Genomic DNA, 17,376 nt, shown 5'->3' with positions numbered 1-17,376 from the left:
AAAAATGATAAAATCAATAATTTCAAAGCTATTTAAAGGTACAGTTGAAAATAAAGGAGATATTAATAAAGTAGTATGTGGATGTTTTAATGTAACTGAAGAAGATATAAAAAATTCTATCAAAAATGGAGCAAATTCATTTGAAGAAGTGCAAGCTGCTACTAAGGTTGGTACTGGTTGTGGTAAGTGTGTAGGAAGCAATGAAGCTTTAGTAAATGAATTGTTATTAACAAAAAAGATCGATGAGAATCAAGTAGTATGTGGATGTTTTAAAGTTACTGTACAAGATTTAGCAAATGCTATCAAAAATGGAGCAAAGTCATTTGAAGAAGTACAAGCTGCTACTAAAGTTGGAACTGGTTGTGGTGGTTGTGTAGAAGGTAATAAAAAATTAGTTGCTCAATTATTAGCAAGATAATAATTATAAGAAATACTTAACATATAATATAAAACCATCTATTTAGAGGTATAAATTTACCTTTAGGTAGATGGTTTTATTTATTTTTTCAGAATAATAGGTTGAGGAATTTATATTAATTGATTAGTGTAGAATAATAGAAAACAGGTCATATTAAAATCAATACTATCTTTATCAATATATAACTTAAGGGGATGATTAAAATAGACATAAAAAGACCTTTTAAAAAAGTAGGTACTCATAACGGTAGATTCCATGCTGACGAGGTAATGGCAACGGCAATTCTTAATAAACTATTTGAAGTTGAAGTAGTTAGAACTAGAGATACAAAAATACTAGAACAATTAGATATTGTATATGACGTTGGTGGAGGTGAGTTTGACCACCATGGAGTTGAAAAAGAATATAGAGAAAATGGGACGCCTTTTGCAGCTTGCGGCCTAATTTGGGAAAGATACGGTAGAGATATAATATATAGGGAAGATCCATCCTTAACTAAGGATGATATAGAATCTGTTTTTGATTATGTAGATAGATTCTTAATTGAAGGAATTGATGCTCAAGATAATGGCATGAGAACAGGGGAAGAAACTATTCCTACAACGGATATATCAGACATCATAGCAGGATATAATCCACCATGGTATGCAGAAGAGAATGAGGAAGAACTATTTCATGAAGCTGTAAGGGTGTGTGAACCTATTTTAAAAAATACAATCACACGTAAGTTATCAGTAATAAAGGCAAAAGATATAGTTATATCAGCATATAATAACAGGAAAAGATCAGAATTTTTGGTGCTAGATAAATATTGTCCATGGCAAGAAACAATTCAAGATATAGATGAACAAGGAAAAGTTTTGTTTGTAATTTATCCGAACAAAGACAACTATGCAATTCAGACTATTAGAGATAAAGACGGTGAAACTAGAAAATATCTTCCTAAATCTTGGGCAGGTAAAGAAAATGAAGAACTTTCAACTATAACAGGAGTGAAAGATTCTGTATTTTGTCATACTGGAAGGTTCATTGCAGTGGCAGGGAGTCTTGAAGGAATAATGAAAATGGCACAAATTGCAATGGATGGTAATGAAGACTAAGATTTAAACAATTAAAAAAGTATGTATATTGAACTCCTTATAAATAGCAATTGAGGAGTACAATATACATACAATAAATACAATATCCTATTTTTTTATTTTAGATCATAAAGTAATTATTTATTAAGAAACCTATGAAATTCTTTGTCTAAGATATCAACAGCAGAGCGATTTATTGAGTATTCACCACCACTAGTTATAACTAGACGAGCTGATTTTAATATTGATAGGTGATGATGAACTGAAGTTTTGGCTATGTTTAGTTGTACTGAAATCTCCTGTAATGACATCTCTTTTTCATGTAGTAATTTAATTATCTTTAGTCTAGTTTCATCCCCTAATGCCTTAAACTTCAGTATCAAAAATTGATCTGGTATTAATTTATCCTCAGGAGATAAGCTTTCGTTTGAAATAGGATAAAAAAATACTTTTGTCCCCTCAAAATCTGCTTCAACAGTCCATGGTCGGTATATGAAATGAGGTATTAGTAAAACATTAGTCACAGAAGGCTCAGGTGCATATCTTCTGCCTCCAGTAGCCCATTCTACAAAGGCCTCTGAGTCAAGTTGAGAAAGCATTTTATTTTTTGATAAAATATCTCTTTTAAGCAATTTATCATATCTATCACTTTCATTTACAATAATTTCATTATGCCATTTAGTTAATACTGATATTAAATGTTCCTTAAGAAAGGATGGATTTACTTCTACAACATATCTAATATATGTAGAGAAAAATTCATTATCGCTTACATGTTCTAGTATCTTTTCTAGAGCATCAGTATCTCCTTTTGATGCACTTAAACGTAACTGTTGCATTTCTGTACCTAAATATGGAATACAATAAAACTTTAAATTTTCTTCACTAAGACTATTAACGAAGGACTCAAATGAACATAAATCATGATGATCATAATAATAAAGAAGCTGTAAAAGAGATTTCCACGTATTATTTTTAGTAACATAATCTAATTCCTTCTCCAATTCTTTCGAAATTGGGTCAAAATTCTTTTCTGAGAATGGAGACATAAACTCTAAGGTGTGCTTTAGTTTTTCGTTTGTAATTGCTGCAATACCGAGTGCGCTTTCCCATAATAATGAGTATTTCATTTTAATCTCATAAGTTTCTCTTCTTCCCTTTGATAAGTCAATAATTTTCATACTTTTCCCCCTAATAAAATTCTTAATTTAATTCTAATATATTCGAATTTATAATTCAATATAATTTGAATTATAATAAAATAAATCTTATTTACTTGACATATATTCTATAAGATGATACGGTTTTCGTATGACGACAGTGTCGTCGGATTTAATTATAAACGTTCGTTTATGGGAGGAAGTAATTATGAAAATTACATTTTTAACCTTAGGCAGCAGGGGTGATGTTCAGCCATATGTTGCACTTGCCAAAGAACTTATAAAAAGTGGTAATGAGGCAATAGTATGCACAGGGGCATCTTTTAAAAAATTTATAGAAGAAAATGGTGTAGAATTTCATGAAGCAACTGCAGATTTAATGGCTATTTTAGATAGTGAAGAAGGAAAAAAAGTTTTCAATGGTGGGAATTACAATATTTTTAAAATATTGAAGTTTTCTAAGCAAGTAATAACTCCAGCATATAGAAAAAGTATGGATGACTTTTTTGATGCTTCAAAAGAATCAGACCTTATAATATATCACCCAAAGGCACTTGGGGCTGTAGATATTGCAGAGTACTTAAATATACCTTGTATTTGTATGCCTCCAGTTCCAATAATTTATCCAATTACTGAATTCCCTAATTTTGCAATATCTCCAGATAAAAATTTTGGTTCATTTTTAAATAAGCTAACTTATAAAGCTACTTCACTTGGTGAATCATCATATATAAAACACATAAATGATTTTAGAAGTAAGTCACTAAAACTTCCAAATAGAAAAGCAGGAAAGCTAATGTTTAAAGTAAATAGTGAAGAGATTCCAATAATATATCCAATTAGCCCATTTCTTTTTAAGGAAGTTGAAAGTTGGAAAGATAAAGTTTTTCTTTCTGGATTTTTCTTTTTAGATATAGGTGAAGATAAACTAGATGAAGAATTAGAAAATTTTATAGAGAGTGGCAAAAAACCAATAGTTGTATCTTTTAGCAGTATGCCACTTAAGAACCCAACAGAGTTTAAAGAAAAGCTAATCAAAGCGTTAAAAGAAACTGACAATAGAGCTATTATATTAACTGGAACAAGCGGTATGACTTTCGAAAATGAAGATAACATATATGCAGTGCAAAAAGCACCTCATAGATTAGTATTTAAAAAAGCAAAAGGTATAGTTCATCACGGCGGAGTTGGAACAATGTCTGAAGCACTTCTAAGTGGTGTTCCTCAACTTATAATGCCATTTACAGTAGATCAGCCATTTTGGGCACATAGACTTTTCAATCAAGGATATTCTATAAGCCCACTTAGAGAAAAAAATCTACTAACATCTGATTTAGTTAATGCATTTAATGAAATGGAAAATGAAAAATATATTAAAAATGCCAAAGAAATTAAAGAAATTATTGAGTCTGAAAATGGTCTTGAAAATACTGTTAAATATATAGAAAAATTGTATAGGAGTTGATTTTTTGCCAAAACAAACATTTTTCAATTTACCAAAGGAAAAGCAAGATCAAATTATTAGTGCGGCAATAAGTGAATTCTCTGAGTCTTCTTTTAAAGAAGTTAAAATTTCAGATATTATATCTAAAGCAAAAATCCCAAGAACGAGTTTTTATGATTACTTTGAAGATAAAAAGGATTTATATAAGCACATAATTCTTATTATAAAAGAAGAAAAAATTAAGTTTATGACTCCGATTTTAAAAAAACAACAAGATAATTTTTTTGAAAGACTAAGAGAACTTTTTAAAGCTGGGGCAAAATTTGCATGTACAAGACCTGAATATGAAAAGCTTAGCAGTAGAATGTATGAAGATATAGATCTTATAAAGGAGATTTTAGGTGTAGATGACGTTAATGTTTCAAGTTTTTATGAGTCTATGATATTAGAAGGCATAAAATCTGGAGATGTAAGAAGTGATATTGATGTTAAGTTTGTAGCAAGATCAATATATATTTTATCCTCTAATATTATGACTGAAGGCTTTGAAGAAAGAAAAGGAAACCTAAATGAATTTATTGAAGATATCTCTGATAAAATTATAGATTTTATAAAACATGGAATGTACAAATAATTATAGATGGGAGATATGCCAATTGGTATATCTCCCATTAATAATATAAAGATATTATAATATCCAACCTATAAACTTGAGCAACGGAATTTTTATATTAACTAAAATATATAAGTCTTATTACATCTTTTGGACGTCTATTATTCCAAAGAAGATCTAAATCAATTTCTCGGCGCTCGCCATAGGTTGATACTGAAATATAGTGTTTGTTATCATTAGGGTTTACATATAAGCGAGTTATAGTCATCCAATGCCAAGTATAATCATTTAATTCCTTTATAGGATGTTTAAGAATTAAAATGGCAACAGGTAACCTTTGGGATAAAGCTTGAGAAATAAAGTTTATGGCTTCACTCATAGTAACTTTTTCATCTAGGATATTAGGTACTAATGATACTCCCTTGGTTTTAGAAAAAGATAACACATTGTTTGAAAACTGGTCAACTGAGGTAAGACCAAACATTCCAGGTTTTACGTATTTACGAATTTCAACCATATGTTCTATAAAGTCGCTCTTATTTATATTTCCCTTGTGAGGATATAATTTATAAAATTTATCCGGAAAGTTTTGGGATAAATATGCAGTTATTGTAGCTGCAGCAATAGGGCCACATCCACTAAGCTGGTGAAGCTTACTTGGGAACCAGCGCTGATCTCCTCCATAATATATAACTTCAGAGTCATGTATTGAAAGACTAATTTCCTCCAAATTTATCACTTCCTTATATGATTTTCCAATAGTTCTAGATTAATTTTAATTGTCACTATAATATACCATATTTTTATTTGCTAGAACTAGTAGTTTAGAAGAAGTTTTATATATTACGAAAAGATAGGCAGCCCATTATAGAGATAATTCTTCTTCGTGACTGTATAGGATGTTGTGAATATCATAAGCATTATATTGTCCGTTAGTAGATTTTAGAAAATTTTTATATCTTTTTTATTCGAAATTTATAAAATTATTATAAAATAAGAGTATAGAAAGTACTAATAAAAACACTTCAAATAAAAGTAAAACAATTAAGTACGGATTAATAAAAGAATGAGGTGATATAATACAACTGTAGCTAAATTAAGAATACAAATATTGGATATACTATGTAAAGAATTAGGAATACATAGAAATATAATAAGGTTTGGTGGTAAATATGTCCTTTAAAAAAAGATTGATATTGTCTTATATTATAATGTTTATAGCCCCTATAGTACTTACTGCAATAGCTTCTTTTATAATAATAGATATTAATGCTAGATCTGTAGTTGGATCTCATGGCTTTAATAATGGCAACATCCCGCCAATTTTTCAAAATCCACAAAGGTTTAGGTTATATATGGGAATTGCAGTTTTGTTAATTTTAGTATCTACAAATGGTATACTTACATATTTTGTATCTAAAAGTGTATTAAGACCTATACAAACTTTAAAAGATGCTGCAAATCATATAAAAGAAGGAAATTTAGAGTTTGAAGTTAAATCTACTTCAAATGATGAAATAGGAGAGTTGTGTATTGCTTTTGAAAAAATGAGAGAAAAATTAAAAGAATCTATTGATGTTCAGATACAGTATGAAAACAATAGAAAAGAACTTATTTCAAATATTTCACATGACCTAAAAACCCCAGTAACTGCTATTAAGGGGTATGTGGAAGGAATTATAGATGGAGTAGCAGATAGTCCAGAAAAAATGGATAGATATATAAAAACAATATATACAAAAGCATCTGACCTAGATAAGCTAATAGACGAATTATTTTTGTTTTCTAAACTAGATTTAAATAAATTGCCTTTTGATTTTCAAGAGATAAATATAAAAACATACCTAGAAGATTGTGTAGAAGAGCTTAGTTTAGATTTAGAAGAAAACAATATATCCTTAAGCTTAAAAACAGAAGTTATTAATAACCCAATAGTGCTTGTAGATATAGAAAAACTAAAAAGAGTTATTATAAATATTGTACAAAATTCATCAAAATATATGGACAAAGAAAAAGGAAAAATAGATATAATCCTTTATGAAGAAGAAAGTGAAGTAATAATAGAAATAAAAGATAACGGACAAGGAATCTCTGGCAAAGATATTCCTTATATCTTTGATAGATTTTATAGAACAGATATTTCAAGAAATAGCTCTACAGGTGGTAGTGGGTTAGGGCTTGCAATTGTAAAAAGAATAATAGAAGGACATGAAGGTAGAATTTGGGCAAAAAGTAAAGAAGGTATAGGTACTAGTATAATTTTTACCTTAAAAAGAATAAGAAGGCAGGTATAAAATGAAAAAAATACTTATTATAGAAGATGAAAACAGTATTGCAGAACTTGAAAGAGATTACCTTGAAATAAATTCATTTTCAGTAGATGTTGAAAACAGTGGTGACACTGGGTTGAGAAAGGCAAAAAGTGAAGATTATGATTTAATAATACTAGATTTAATGCTTCCTAAAGTTGATGGTTTTGAAATATGCAAACAGATTAGAAAAGAAAGTAATGTTCCAATTATTATGGTTTCTGCAAAAAAAGAAGATATAGATAAAATTAGAGGCCTTGGTCTTGGTGCTGATGACTATATTACAAAACCATTTAGTCCAAGTGAACTTGTAGCAAGGGTAAAAGCCCATCTTGCAAGGTATGAGAGATTAATAGGAAGTAAAGAACCAAAAAATGATGAAATAAACATAAGAGGTCTACGTATTGATAAGATGTCAAGAAGAGTGTTTGTAAATGATAAAGAGGTTATATTTACTACAAAAGAGTTTGATTTACTTTCATTCTTAGCAGAGAATCCTAACAGAGTTTTTAGTAAAGATGATCTATTTGAAAGAATTTGGGGTATAGACTCTTTTGGAGATATAGCCACTGTTACAGTTCATATAGGAAAGCTTCGTGAGAAAATAGAAGCAAATCCTTCAAAGCCTCAGTATATAGAAACTGTTTGGGGTGCTGGATATAGATTTAAAGTATAGAAAGGAGAATTAAACTGTAATCTATATAAAGGACAATACAAAAAAAGACAGCTTAAGCTGTCTCTTTTAATATAAATCCGAATTTTTTATAAATAAAGTTTAAAACAAAATAATCAACAGTTGTTAATAAAACACCAACCATTAAAATCGCTGGTCCTACTATAAATATATTAAGATTTTTAAATACATATAATACGTTAAATCCCATAGTTAATTCTAATATTATATTTAATATTGTAAAGGATATTATAAAACTAATAGTTCCAATTGATAAAACATTTAAAAATCTCTTTTTGTTTTTTATCCCATATCCTATTACAACTCCTGGTATTATCCCAGCCATTAAAATAATTAAAGCAAATTTTAAAAAACCACTCATAGTTATGATTAAAAATGTTGTTATAGCTGATAATCCCCCATATTTAAGTCCACATCTTATAGTGATTAAAGAAAAGAAAAAAGGTACTATAACTGGGGTTATAAAATCTATAAGATTTATATAAGCTATGAATGTTAATATAAAAGCAGATATAGTTGTTAAAATAGAAGCTTCTGCTAATAATTTTGTTTTACTCATAAAAACCCCCCAATTTTCAAATATATTACATTATGCTCCATAAATACTCACTTCTTTAATTATTTGTTGTATTTTTCTTTTTCCAAGGTTTTAATATAGATATTATAATTAAAAATATTGATAATACAATTTGTAAAATTACAACATATTGCCGTATAGTATGATTTTGTATAAAAATAGGATTACTTAGAGCTAGAGCTTTTTGTGATTCAAGAATGGCCATATTTGCAACCATAAATTTATCAACAACAAATATCCCAATAAACGTTTGTGCAATCCATACAACCCATTTTACAGCTATCCACCTATGTTTAAAGAATCCCCAATTTGTAAACACACCATATATTATGCCTATTAACAAAGTTCCTTGGGCTCCATATTTTATTACATTATCACTTATAATTATTGAACTTTTATAGGTTGCGTATGCCTTTTCATATGTGGATATATCAAGAGCAGCGTTTATAGCTACAGTACTAATTATTCCCCCTAGAAATAATATTATTAAAAGTATATGTGCTATTTTCAGCCACTTCAAACCTTTTGAACCAATTTTTTTCATATAAATCCTCCTTAGTTATACATTAATATTTAACAGCATCAATCATATGATTGAACAATAAAATTGGATGTTTCAATATCATTTTTAATCCAGTAATTTTCATTACAAATCGAATTTTATTACGCATTTGGCTTTCGTAACAATGAATTGTACATTTAGCGCATACGGGCTTATTTGCCCCAAATTTACAACTATGGAGTCTATTAGTTGCATATGATATTAATTGTGCACATTCATTACAGGGAATATTTCCATCATGTTTAGAATTTTTACAATATAGTTTAATCATACTCATCAAGGTTTCTTCTTCTCTTTTTAATCTTTGTTTCATATGTTAAATACTCCTCTCTTGCACCCTGGGTCTTAGAGTCTGAAATATACTCATTTTACAAATTAAACTTTGTGACACAGTATAGTAAGTAATAAGATAGTATCCATTGACTTGCAAAAACCAATGGATACTATCTTATTAACTAATTGTATAGTATTACCTTTGAGTAAGAATAGCTCTTTTATGCATATAATCTTCATCTGATATCTCACCATTTACATATTTCTCATCTAACATTTTTAAGGCGTTACTTCTTCCACCTCCATGCTTTTTATATTGTTTTATAAAGAAAGTAACAATTGCTACAAATATCAATATTCTTATAGTTGCTATAGCAGCAACACCTGCTAAACCTAAAAAATTAAACATAAAATCATCTCCTTAAATTTATTTTGTCTTGGCTATGTGATTATTATAAATAAGAACAATAAAATATCTTTAAAGTAAATCTAAAAATTTTATAAAATTGTATAAAAACTTTATTTTGAATTTACAGTATTAATTTCAATAAATAAACAAAATTATAAGATAGGACTATTTGTAACATTCAGTGCAAATTCAACGTCATTATAATTGTAATATCTTGCTAGGAAAGGAGAAATTTGACATGATAGAAGACGAAAAAAGCATAGAACAATTATGCAGTGCTACTTGGGAAACTATATACAAATATGTTTATTTCAAAGTTCAAAACAAAGAAGAAGCTGAAGATATAACTCAAGAAACATATATCAAGGCTATTTCATATATACAAAAGAATGATGTAAAAATAAATAAATTTGTAAGTTTTTTAAAAACTGTTTCATCAAACGTTATAAAAGATAGGTGGAGAAAAGATAAAAAACAGGGACCTGTTGTTAATATTGATGATATAAACCCAAAAGTAATATCAATAGAAGATCACACACAAACTATGGCTCAACGTGAAATTATACAAAATGCACTAGAACTATTAAATGAAGAACAACGTAAAGTTATAGATTTAAGAATATTAAAGGGGTATTCAGTAGCTGATACTGCCAAACAAATGGATAAAAGTGAAGGAAATGTTAGAGTTTTGCAACATAGAGCATTGCAAAACCTTACAAAAATACTCAAAGGTGATATATAAATAGTGGAGGGATATATATGAGCGATAAGGAGAAGAAAATATCAGACTACATTGATACTTTAAATGAAGAAAAGAAACCTATTGAGCACGGTAGTGAAATAGAGACACAAGAAATGGAAGAAATTTTTGAAACTATAAGAATGGTAAAAAGTCTAAAAGAACCAAGTCTTCCAGATGGAGGTTATGATAAAAAACTAGCTGATAGTATTAAGAGTGAGTTAAATTACAAGCGTTCAAATAAATCAAGGAAAAAATGGTTCCTAGGAGGAGCTTCTATTGCAGCAGCTGCTGCAATAATAATTACATTAAATATAATGCAGCCCTTTGGTAGAAATAATGTAGTATATGCTATGGAAGAGGCTTTTAAAGATGTAAAAGCATATCATGGAGTTCTTGAAATTGCAGAAAAAAATGCTGAGGGGAAATCTACACTCCAATCAAAAGTAGAGGTATGGGCAGATAAAGAAGGTCGTTATTATGTTAAGGGGATAGAAGGATCTCAAAAGGATTTAATTACTGCAAATAATGGCAAAAAGAAATGGCAAGTTCAACCTAATGAAAAAGAAGTAGATGTGTTTTCAGCTTTTCCAGACCCTTATAGCTTTACATTTGAAATTGGAAAGGAAATACAGGATGTAAAATCTGCACTTAAAACTGAGGTTGTAGGTGCTGGTACAGTTGCAGGAAGAGCTGCCACAGTAGTAAAAGTAACTCCAAAAGGAGGAACCCCTTATAAAATATGGATAGATAAAGAAACTAATATGCCACTACAAAGGCAATCTTCTATGGACTACTCAATTCAGTATACTGTAAGATATGATAGTATTGATTTTATAGAAGCTGTTCCAAAAGATCTTTTAGTATATAGTCTACCAAAAGGATACAAGGAAGTTAATACAAATCCAGAACAAGTTGTAAATAATATAGAAGAAGCTGAAGGAATTGTAGGATTTACACCAAAGGTACCTCAAAGTATGTCGCCATCATTTACTGTGGAAAATATAATGGTTGAAAATAAAAATAAGGTTGCTAAAATTAACTATGTTTCTAATGATAACAAAAAGAAGGTTTCAGTTATTCAGAAAAAAGCCTTAAATAAGTTTAATCCAGAATCTACAGCAGTTTTAGGAAAGATAAATGATAATATAGCTGAAATTAAAGAAGGCGTAGACGTAAACTCTGTTAGGTGGCAACAAGATGGATTTGAATATACTGTAGTTGGAAATACTACATTAGAAGAATTAAGCTTATTTATAAAAGACTTAGGCAATGGAACCTTATATTTATCAGAAGAATCTTTTGACAAGCCACAAGTTGAGGTTATAGTTGACTTAAAAGCAGAAGAAGGAGATCAAAAAAGTGTTGATGCAGGACATTCACCGTGGAAACTAGATCCAGCATTTGTAGCCCAAGTTTTTGTAAGTCTAAAGATATCTCCTGAAGGCATAGTTGGAGATTATCCAATTGATTATGAAGAGTTTAAAATAGTTCAAAACAACGGAAAAGAAGCAGTTGTAGAAGTAAATTCAGATAAGTCACCTGTAAGTAAGGTATATTTAAAAAGACTTATAAGACAAGACAATACAGGAATATGGACTGTAGTTGGATACGATAAAAAATAATAAAATTATGTAACCTAGCTAGGATGAAAATTTATCCTAGCTTTTTTGAGCAAGGTCCCTGATTTTTATGACTATTTTGTAATAAAACTAATTAATATATTTTATATACCGATAGTTAGTCTATAATATAAATAAAGTAAAAAAGGAGATAAATATGACAAAAGTACTTATAGTAGAAGATGATAGCACAATAGCATTTGGAGTAAAATACGCCCTAGAACAAGAGGGGCTTAATGTTGATATAGCAAAAGACTTAGAAACTTCAAGGGATAAACTAAGTAATAATGATTATAATTTAATTTTATTAGATGTATCTCTCCCTGATGGAAATGGATATGAACTATGTAGGGAAATTAGAAGTTCATCAGATATTCCTATAATATTTTTAACAGCTTGCGATGAAGAAGTAAATGTCGTTATGGGGCTAGATATTGGTGGAGATGATTATATAACTAAGCCATTTAGGGTTAGAGAGCTTATTTCTAGAATAAAAGCTGTTCTAAGAAGAAAAAGCGGTATAGAAGATAATAAAAAAATATTAAGATTTGGCGATTTGAGTGTACATACTCTCGAAGCAAGTGTCTACAAAGGAGGTAAAGAAGTATTTTTAACTTCAGTTGAATATAAGCTTCTGTTAATACTTATACAAAATAAAAATATAGCACTTAGTAGAAATCAAATATTAGAAAAACTTTGGGATGTTGCCTATGAATTCGTCAACGATAATACTCTTACTGTTTATATAAAGCGATTAAGGGAAAAAATTGAGGATGACTCATCTAATCCTAAGCTTATAACAACTATTAGGGGTATTGGATATAAGTGGACAGGATGTGATGAAAATGTACATATCTAATCCAGAGGTTAAAAGTTTTTTAAGAAAGTACTCGGCCTTTTTTATTTTATCTATAGTAATAAGCATTATATCTAGCTTGCTAACTTTAAATATAATTAAGGATAAAGTTGTAGAAAACAACCAAGCTATAATAGGAAAAATAGTAATAGATAATCCAGAACTAGAAAGAACTATAGTTGATGTAATAACACAAGGGGATTCTAGTAATATAGAAACTGGTGAGAAAATTTTAAGTAAATACAACTACGACAAAGGTATAAGATTAGATACAGAGCCTATAATTAATGAAAGCTTAACTAATATAATAGGTCTAAACATACTAATACTTATTACTTTATTTTCTATTATATTATTTTTGATTTTAACTTATTTTAGAAGGATTTATAACGACATAAATGAGATGAAAGACTATGTATATCATAGTTCAGAAGGTAGAAATTTTAATATGAGAAATACAAACGAAGAAGGCCAAATTGGGCTTTTAAAAGTAGAACTTATAAAGATGACAAATATACTAAAGGAAAAAGTAGAGCTTTTAAATAAAGAAAAGATATTTTTAAATGATACAATTTCTGATATATCACATCAACTGAAAACCCCAATGACATCTCTTATTATATTAAATGATTTAATGTATGGGGATATAGACAAAGAAGTTAAAATTGACTTTTTAGATAAAATTAAAACTCAGTTAAATAGAATGGATTGGCTGATAAAAAGTATGTTAAAGCTATCTAAGGTAGAAGCAAAAGTAATAAATTTCAAGAAAGAAAAAATAAAAATAAAAGAACTTATTCATAAATCTATTCAGCCCATATTAATACCTATGGAAATAAAAAATATAGTATTAGAAATAGAGGAAGATACAGAAGCTTCATATATTGGAGATATTGATTGGTCAACTGAAGCATTGGTGAATATAATAAAAAACTGTGTAGAGCACACAGATGAAGGCGGCAAACTAAGTATAAGTTATAAAGAAAATCCATTATTTTCAGAAATAGTAATAAAAGACAGTGGAGAAGGAATTGACAAAGTTGATATTCCAAATATATTTAAAAGGTTTTATAGAGGTAAAAGCTCTTCAAAAGAAAATAGTGTAGGCATAGGCCTTGCCATGGCAAAGTCAATAATAGAAAGCCAGAATGGAGATATATTCGTTAGAAGTGAAAAAAACAAAGGAACAGAGTTTCACATAACCTTCCATAAAAACTATAGTGACTAATCTGTCACTTTAAAATTCACTTTATAGTAATGTGTACATTGTAGAATACAATTATAAAGTTAATAAAATATGGAGGTTATTATGGAGATTCTAAAAGTAGAAAATTTAACTAAAAGCTATGGAAAAGGCGAAACAAAAGTAGATGCACTAAAAGAAATAAATTTATCTATAAATAAAGGGGAGTTTGTTGCAATAGTAGGGCCTAGTGGAAGCGGAAAAAGTACTTTACTTCATTTATTAGGTGGAGTTGATAAACCAACAAGTGGAAAGGTTCATATAAATAATGTAGATATTTATAACTTAAAAACTAAGGATTTAGCAATATTTAGAAGAAGGAATATAGGAATTGTATATCAATTCTATAATTTAATACCTATATTAAGTGCAAAGGAAAACATACTTTTACCATCAGAATTAGATAATCGAAAAATAGATGATAACTATTTAAACGATTTATTAAATACACTTGGACTAAAGGAAAGAGAAAATCATCTGCCAAATGAATTATCAGGCGGACAACAACAAAGAACATCAATAGGACGAGCATTAATAAATAGACCAGCTATAGTTCTTGCAGATGAACCTACTGGAAATTTAGATACTAAAAATTCAAAGGAAATAATAGAACTACTAAAATTATCAGTTAAAAAATATAATCAAACTTTGATAATGATAACACATGATAACAATATAGCTCTTCAAGCAGATAGAGTTATAACAATAGAAGACGGAATCATAAAAAGTGACGAGGTGATATAAATGAATTTATATACATCCTTAACTTTGAGATATTTAATTCAAAATAAAAAAAGAACTATAGTTACTATAATAGGTATTATATTATCCACTGCATTAATATGCGGTATAGGAAATATATACGAAAGTTATATGGACTATCAAATAAGAGAGACGATAAAAGGTAGAGGAAGTTTTCATGCGACTTTTTATGACGTTAATAAAGAAAATTTAGATTATATAACTAAATCTTCAGAAGTGGTGTCAGCAGGACTTAGTGATAATTTGGGTCATGCAAAATTAAGTGATAAAAACTTAAATTTATTACAATTAAAAGAGTATGATAGTAATGCATTTGAAGGTTATAAAATCTCATTAATAAAAGGAAAACTTCCTAAAAGTAACAATGAAATAGTAATTAGTGAAGAATCACTTTCATTTATGGATAAAGATTATAAAATAGGTGATGAAATAACCTTAAATATAGGAGAGAGGGTTAATCCAAATGGAGATAAACCAAGTGATTATAGTGTGTCTGATAAGGAATATATAAAAGACCCTATAGGAAAAACATTTAAACTTGTAGGTATAATTGATAAACCTGGATTTGAATTTGGAAATTCAGTTACAACAGGAATAACATATCTTGATGTTTCTAAAGTAACAAGTGATAAAAATATTAATGTATCAATTAGTGTAAAAGATATTAAAGATATATACAATACTGTACCTAAAATAGCACAAAATTCAAATATTAAGCTAGAAAATATACAATATAATGAAAGTTTGCTAAGACTTCAAGGGGCAAGTAAACACGAAAATATAAATAACACTATGACAAGGATAATAATACTTGTTACATCTTTAGTTATAGTATGTACAATAGCTACAGTATACAACGCATTTAGTATATCAATAAGCGAGCGTAAAAAGCAATTTGGAATACTTAATTCAATAGGGGCAACTAGTAGCCAGGTTATCAAACTAGTATTTATAGAAGGATTCATAGTAAGTATAATAGGAATACCTTTAGGATTACTATCTGGAACATTTGCTATAGCTATGGTATTTAAATTAATACAACGTTTATTTAGTAAATCATTTATAGGAGATATGGATTTAAGGGTGGTATACAGTCCAGAAATTATATTAATTAGTTCTATTATAGTAATAATAACTATATTTATATCTGTAATTTTACCTGCAATTACTGCAGCTAAAGTATCACCATTAGATGCAATAAGAAATACTGGAGATTATAAAATAGGAAAAGTTAAAGATTCAAAATTAGTTAGGACAATTTTTAAAACTGAAGGAGTAATTGCTTATAAAAACTTAAGAAGGAATAAAAAGAAATTTAGAATAACATTATTTTCATTAATAATAAGTGTAGTAATATTTATATCTTTTTCTGGTTTTATGAAAATGATGTTAAAGGCGGAAACTATAAGAAGTGGGCAAATAACAAATGATATTAGTATTTACAATCAAAACCAAGTAAACGGTGAAATAGGAAAAAAGGTAGTAGATGAAATAAAAAATATTCCTGGGATAAATAATTTTAATGCCGTAAATTACAATGATTTAAATATATCTATCAAAATTTATGAAAGCAAAATAAATAAAGATAATAAAGAAGTAATAGAAAAGTATTATGAAAAAGAAAAAGTAGGTAATGAGCATTTATATGAATTTATAAATAATTCAATAAAATTCCCGGGAGATGTGGCAATAAGCAAATTAAAGTTAAAAGAAGGAAGTTTTGGTAAAGAAAAAGCAATAGATGAAGTTGGAGTAATATTTGTAGATAGAAGTTATTATGAAGAAGATGGGAAAAAAGCTGAGTTAACTTTAGCTAAATACAAGGTTGGAGATACAATAGATGCAAATTTAATTGACTATGACGAAGAAACAAGTGAAGAAATTGTAAAGCCTATAAAATTTAAAATAATGGCTATTACAGATGATTTACTTCCAGGAGACTATGGTTATAGAACAATGGGACTAGAGTTTATAACTTATGATGAAGTAGGAGAGAATTTAGGATATGAAATAGAAAAAGGACAGATATATATAGATTCTGATAAAAAAGAAACTACTAAAGAAGCAATAAAAAAAGTTGCAGATAAGTATAATTATAACTTTGTAGATGAAACTGAAGAATCATTAAAACTTAGACAAAGTTATATGGCAATGGAGATATTTGTATATGGGTTTGTTGCTGTTATATCACTAGTAAGTATAACTAATATAGTTAATACAATAAGCACAAATATAAATCTAAGAAAAAGAGAACTTGCTATAATTAGGTCAATAGGTGTTACTCCTAGTGGATTTAACCAAATGATATATCTAGAAAGTTTCTTATATGGATTATTATCATTAATTTACGGAGTACCTATAGGAATTGGACTTAATTTATTAATGAATAAAATTCTTATGGATGTAATAGAGTTTGAATCTGTTTTACCATGGGAAGCTATTGCTATATCAGTAGTAGGAATATTTGTTATAACATTTGTATCTTCATATATACCTATAAGAAAACTAAATAAAGAAAATATAATAGACAACATACGTCAAGAGAGTATATAATGTATTCTAATAAGGTAAATGCAAATAATAAGGTTGTATCCAAAGGATACAACCTTATTATTT

The 17,376-nt window shown here is 28.4% G+C and carries 18 protein-coding genes; 12 read left to right on the top strand and 6 right to left on the bottom strand.

What is annotated here, in order from left to right:
• Positions 1–4 precede the first annotated feature (4 nt).
• Together BS62_RS04680 and BS62_RS04675 are read left to right on the top strand one after the other, a co-directional pair.
• The gene (locus BS62_RS04680; RefSeq protein WP_496490093.1) at positions 5–418 is read left to right on the top strand and encodes a (2Fe-2S)-binding protein; all 414 of its coding nucleotides are present in this window, start codon (positions 5–7) and stop codon (positions 416–418) included.
• Between the two features lie 194 nt (positions 419–612).
• A complete protein-coding gene (locus tag BS62_RS04675) occupies positions 613–1,518 on the top strand; it encodes an MYG1 family protein (protein WP_496490092.1) in 906 nt (301 codons plus the stop codon).
• A 116-nt stretch (positions 1,519–1,634) separates the two neighbouring features.
• Here BS62_RS04675 and BS62_RS04670 read toward each other — a convergent pair whose 3' ends face one another.
• Complete coding sequence (locus tag BS62_RS04670) at positions 1,635–2,678, bottom strand: ArsR/SmtB family transcription factor (protein WP_496490091.1); 1,044 nt, start codon at positions 2,676–2,678, stop codon at positions 1,635–1,637.
• Between the two features lie 187 nt (positions 2,679–2,865).
• Here BS62_RS04670 and BS62_RS04665 point away from each other — a divergent pair, with 187 nt between their 5' ends.
• Both BS62_RS04665 and BS62_RS04660 read left to right on the top strand, forming a co-directional pair.
• On the top strand, positions 2,866–4,122 hold the full coding sequence (locus BS62_RS04665) for a glycosyltransferase (RefSeq protein WP_496490090.1): 1,257 nt from the start codon (positions 2,866–2,868) through the stop codon (positions 4,120–4,122).
• 4 nt (positions 4,123–4,126) lie between these two features.
• Positions 4,127–4,735, top strand: a complete 609-nt coding sequence (locus BS62_RS04660) for a TetR/AcrR family transcriptional regulator (protein ID WP_496490089.1) — start codon at positions 4,127–4,129, stop codon at positions 4,733–4,735.
• A gap of 97 nt (positions 4,736–4,832) precedes the next feature.
• Here BS62_RS04660 and BS62_RS04655 read toward each other — a convergent pair whose 3' ends face one another.
• Positions 4,833–5,444 carry a hypothetical protein gene (locus BS62_RS04655; RefSeq protein ID WP_496490088.1) on the bottom strand — a complete coding sequence of 204 codons (612 nt, stop codon included), beginning with the start codon at positions 5,442–5,444 and terminating at the stop codon, positions 4,833–4,835.
• A 442-nt stretch (positions 5,445–5,886) separates the two neighbouring features.
• Here BS62_RS04655 and BS62_RS04650 point away from each other — a divergent pair, with 442 nt between their 5' ends.
• Positions 5,887–7,008: a sensor histidine kinase gene (locus BS62_RS04650; RefSeq protein WP_496490087.1), complete on the top strand. Its 1,122-nt coding sequence runs from the start codon at positions 5,887–5,889 to the stop codon at positions 7,006–7,008.
• Position 7,009: 1 nt separating this feature from the next.
• Positions 7,010–7,699, top strand: a complete 690-nt coding sequence (locus BS62_RS04645) for a response regulator transcription factor (RefSeq protein WP_496490086.1) — start codon at positions 7,010–7,012, stop codon at positions 7,697–7,699.
• A 52-nt stretch (positions 7,700–7,751) separates the two neighbouring features.
• Here the strand turns inward: BS62_RS04645 and BS62_RS04640 are convergent, their stop codons facing one another.
• The 4 genes from BS62_RS04640 to BS62_RS04625 all read right to left on the bottom strand — a co-directional run bounded on the left by BS62_RS04640 (position 7,752) and on the right by BS62_RS04625 (position 9,538).
• A complete protein-coding gene (locus tag BS62_RS04640) occupies positions 7,752–8,276 on the bottom strand; it encodes a DUF2232 domain-containing protein (RefSeq protein ID WP_496490085.1) in 525 nt (174 codons plus the stop codon).
• A gap of 55 nt (positions 8,277–8,331) precedes the next feature.
• Positions 8,332–8,838, bottom strand: coding sequence for a hypothetical protein (locus BS62_RS04635; RefSeq protein ID WP_496490084.1), 507 nt, complete (start codon positions 8,836–8,838; stop codon positions 8,332–8,334).
• A 22-nt stretch (positions 8,839–8,860) separates the two neighbouring features.
• Positions 8,861–9,169, bottom strand: a complete 309-nt coding sequence (locus BS62_RS04630; RefSeq protein WP_496490083.1) for a nitrous oxide-stimulated promoter family protein — start codon at positions 9,167–9,169, stop codon at positions 8,861–8,863.
• Between the two features lie 156 nt (positions 9,170–9,325).
• Entirely contained in the window at positions 9,326–9,538 is a 213-nt protein-coding gene (locus tag BS62_RS04625) for an SHOCT domain-containing protein (RefSeq protein ID WP_496490082.1), read from the bottom strand.
• Positions 9,539–9,776: 238 nt separating this feature from the next.
• Here BS62_RS04625 and BS62_RS04620 point away from each other — a divergent pair, with 238 nt between their 5' ends.
• The 6 genes from BS62_RS04620 (at position 9,777) to BS62_RS04595 (ending at position 17,313) form a co-directional block, all read left to right on the top strand.
• Positions 9,777–10,280: an RNA polymerase sigma factor gene (locus BS62_RS04620; protein ID WP_496490081.1), complete on the top strand. Its 504-nt coding sequence runs from the start codon at positions 9,777–9,779 to the stop codon at positions 10,278–10,280.
• Between the two features lie 17 nt (positions 10,281–10,297).
• Positions 10,298–11,902 (top strand): LolA family protein, encoded by a 1,605-nt coding sequence (locus BS62_RS04615; protein WP_496490080.1) that lies wholly within the window; start codon positions 10,298–10,300, stop codon positions 11,900–11,902.
• A 154-nt stretch (positions 11,903–12,056) separates the two neighbouring features.
• A complete protein-coding gene (locus BS62_RS04610; protein WP_496490079.1) occupies positions 12,057–12,758 on the top strand; it encodes a response regulator transcription factor in 702 nt (233 codons plus the stop codon).
• Positions 12,745–13,983, top strand: a complete 1,239-nt coding sequence (locus tag BS62_RS04605; protein ID WP_496490078.1) for a sensor histidine kinase — start codon at positions 12,745–12,747, stop codon at positions 13,981–13,983. The genes BS62_RS04610 and BS62_RS04605 overlap by 14 nt, the downstream gene beginning before the upstream one ends.
• Before the next feature lie 81 nt (positions 13,984–14,064).
• Positions 14,065–14,742, top strand: coding sequence for an ABC transporter ATP-binding protein (locus BS62_RS04600; RefSeq protein ID WP_496490077.1), 678 nt, complete (start codon positions 14,065–14,067; stop codon positions 14,740–14,742).
• Positions 14,743–17,313, top strand: coding sequence for an ABC transporter permease (locus BS62_RS04595; RefSeq protein ID WP_496490076.1), 2,571 nt, complete (start codon positions 14,743–14,745; stop codon positions 17,311–17,313). It begins immediately after the preceding gene.
• The last annotated feature ends 63 nt before the right edge of the window (positions 17,314–17,376 follow it).

It is taken from the genome of Sporacetigenium mesophilum DSM 16796, assembly GCF_059569055.1.
The sequence above is the reverse complement of the archived record's forward strand: the minus strand, read 5'-3'. Positions and strand labels throughout refer to the sequence as shown.

Bases quoted from the DNA above. Each gene is read 5' to 3' on its own strand.
- BS62_RS04605 (WP_496490078.1), top strand. From the start codon at position 12,745: ATGTACATATCTAATCCAGAGGTTAAAAGTTTTTTAAGAAAGTACTCG.
- BS62_RS04615 (WP_496490080.1), top strand. From the start codon at position 10,298: ATGAGCGATAAGGAGAAGAAAATATCAGACTACATTGATACTTTAAAT.
- BS62_RS04675 (WP_496490092.1), top strand. From the start codon at position 613: ATGATTAAAATAGACATAAAAAGACCTTTTAAAAAAGTAGGTACTCAT.
- BS62_RS04670 (WP_496490091.1), bottom strand. From the start codon at position 2,678: ATGAAAATTATTGACTTATCAAAGGGAAGAAGAGAAACTTATGAGATT.
- BS62_RS04610 (WP_496490079.1), top strand. From the start codon at position 12,057: ATGACAAAAGTACTTATAGTAGAAGATGATAGCACAATAGCATTTGGA.
- BS62_RS04680 (WP_496490093.1), top strand. From the start codon at position 5: ATGATAAAATCAATAATTTCAAAGCTATTTAAAGGTACAGTTGAAAAT.
- BS62_RS04620 (WP_496490081.1), top strand. From the start codon at position 9,777: ATGATAGAAGACGAAAAAAGCATAGAACAATTATGCAGTGCTACTTGG.
- BS62_RS04630 (WP_496490083.1), bottom strand. From the start codon at position 9,169: ATGAAACAAAGATTAAAAAGAGAAGAAGAAACCTTGATGAGTATGATT.
- BS62_RS04650 (WP_496490087.1), top strand. From the start codon at position 5,887: ATGTCCTTTAAAAAAAGATTGATATTGTCTTATATTATAATGTTTATA.
- BS62_RS04595 (WP_496490076.1), top strand. From the start codon at position 14,743: ATGAATTTATATACATCCTTAACTTTGAGATATTTAATTCAAAATAAA.
- BS62_RS04645 (WP_496490086.1), top strand. From the start codon at position 7,010: ATGAAAAAAATACTTATTATAGAAGATGAAAACAGTATTGCAGAACTT.
- BS62_RS04665 (WP_496490090.1), top strand. From the start codon at position 2,866: ATGAAAATTACATTTTTAACCTTAGGCAGCAGGGGTGATGTTCAGCCA.
- BS62_RS04625 (WP_496490082.1), bottom strand. From the start codon at position 9,538: ATGTTTAATTTTTTAGGTTTAGCAGGTGTTGCTGCTATAGCAACTATA.
- BS62_RS04635 (WP_496490084.1), bottom strand. From the start codon at position 8,838: ATGAAAAAAATTGGTTCAAAAGGTTTGAAGTGGCTGAAAATAGCACAT.
- BS62_RS04640 (WP_496490085.1), bottom strand. From the start codon at position 8,276: ATGAGTAAAACAAAATTATTAGCAGAAGCTTCTATTTTAACAACTATA.
- BS62_RS04600 (WP_496490077.1), top strand. From the start codon at position 14,065: ATGGAGATTCTAAAAGTAGAAAATTTAACTAAAAGCTATGGAAAAGGC.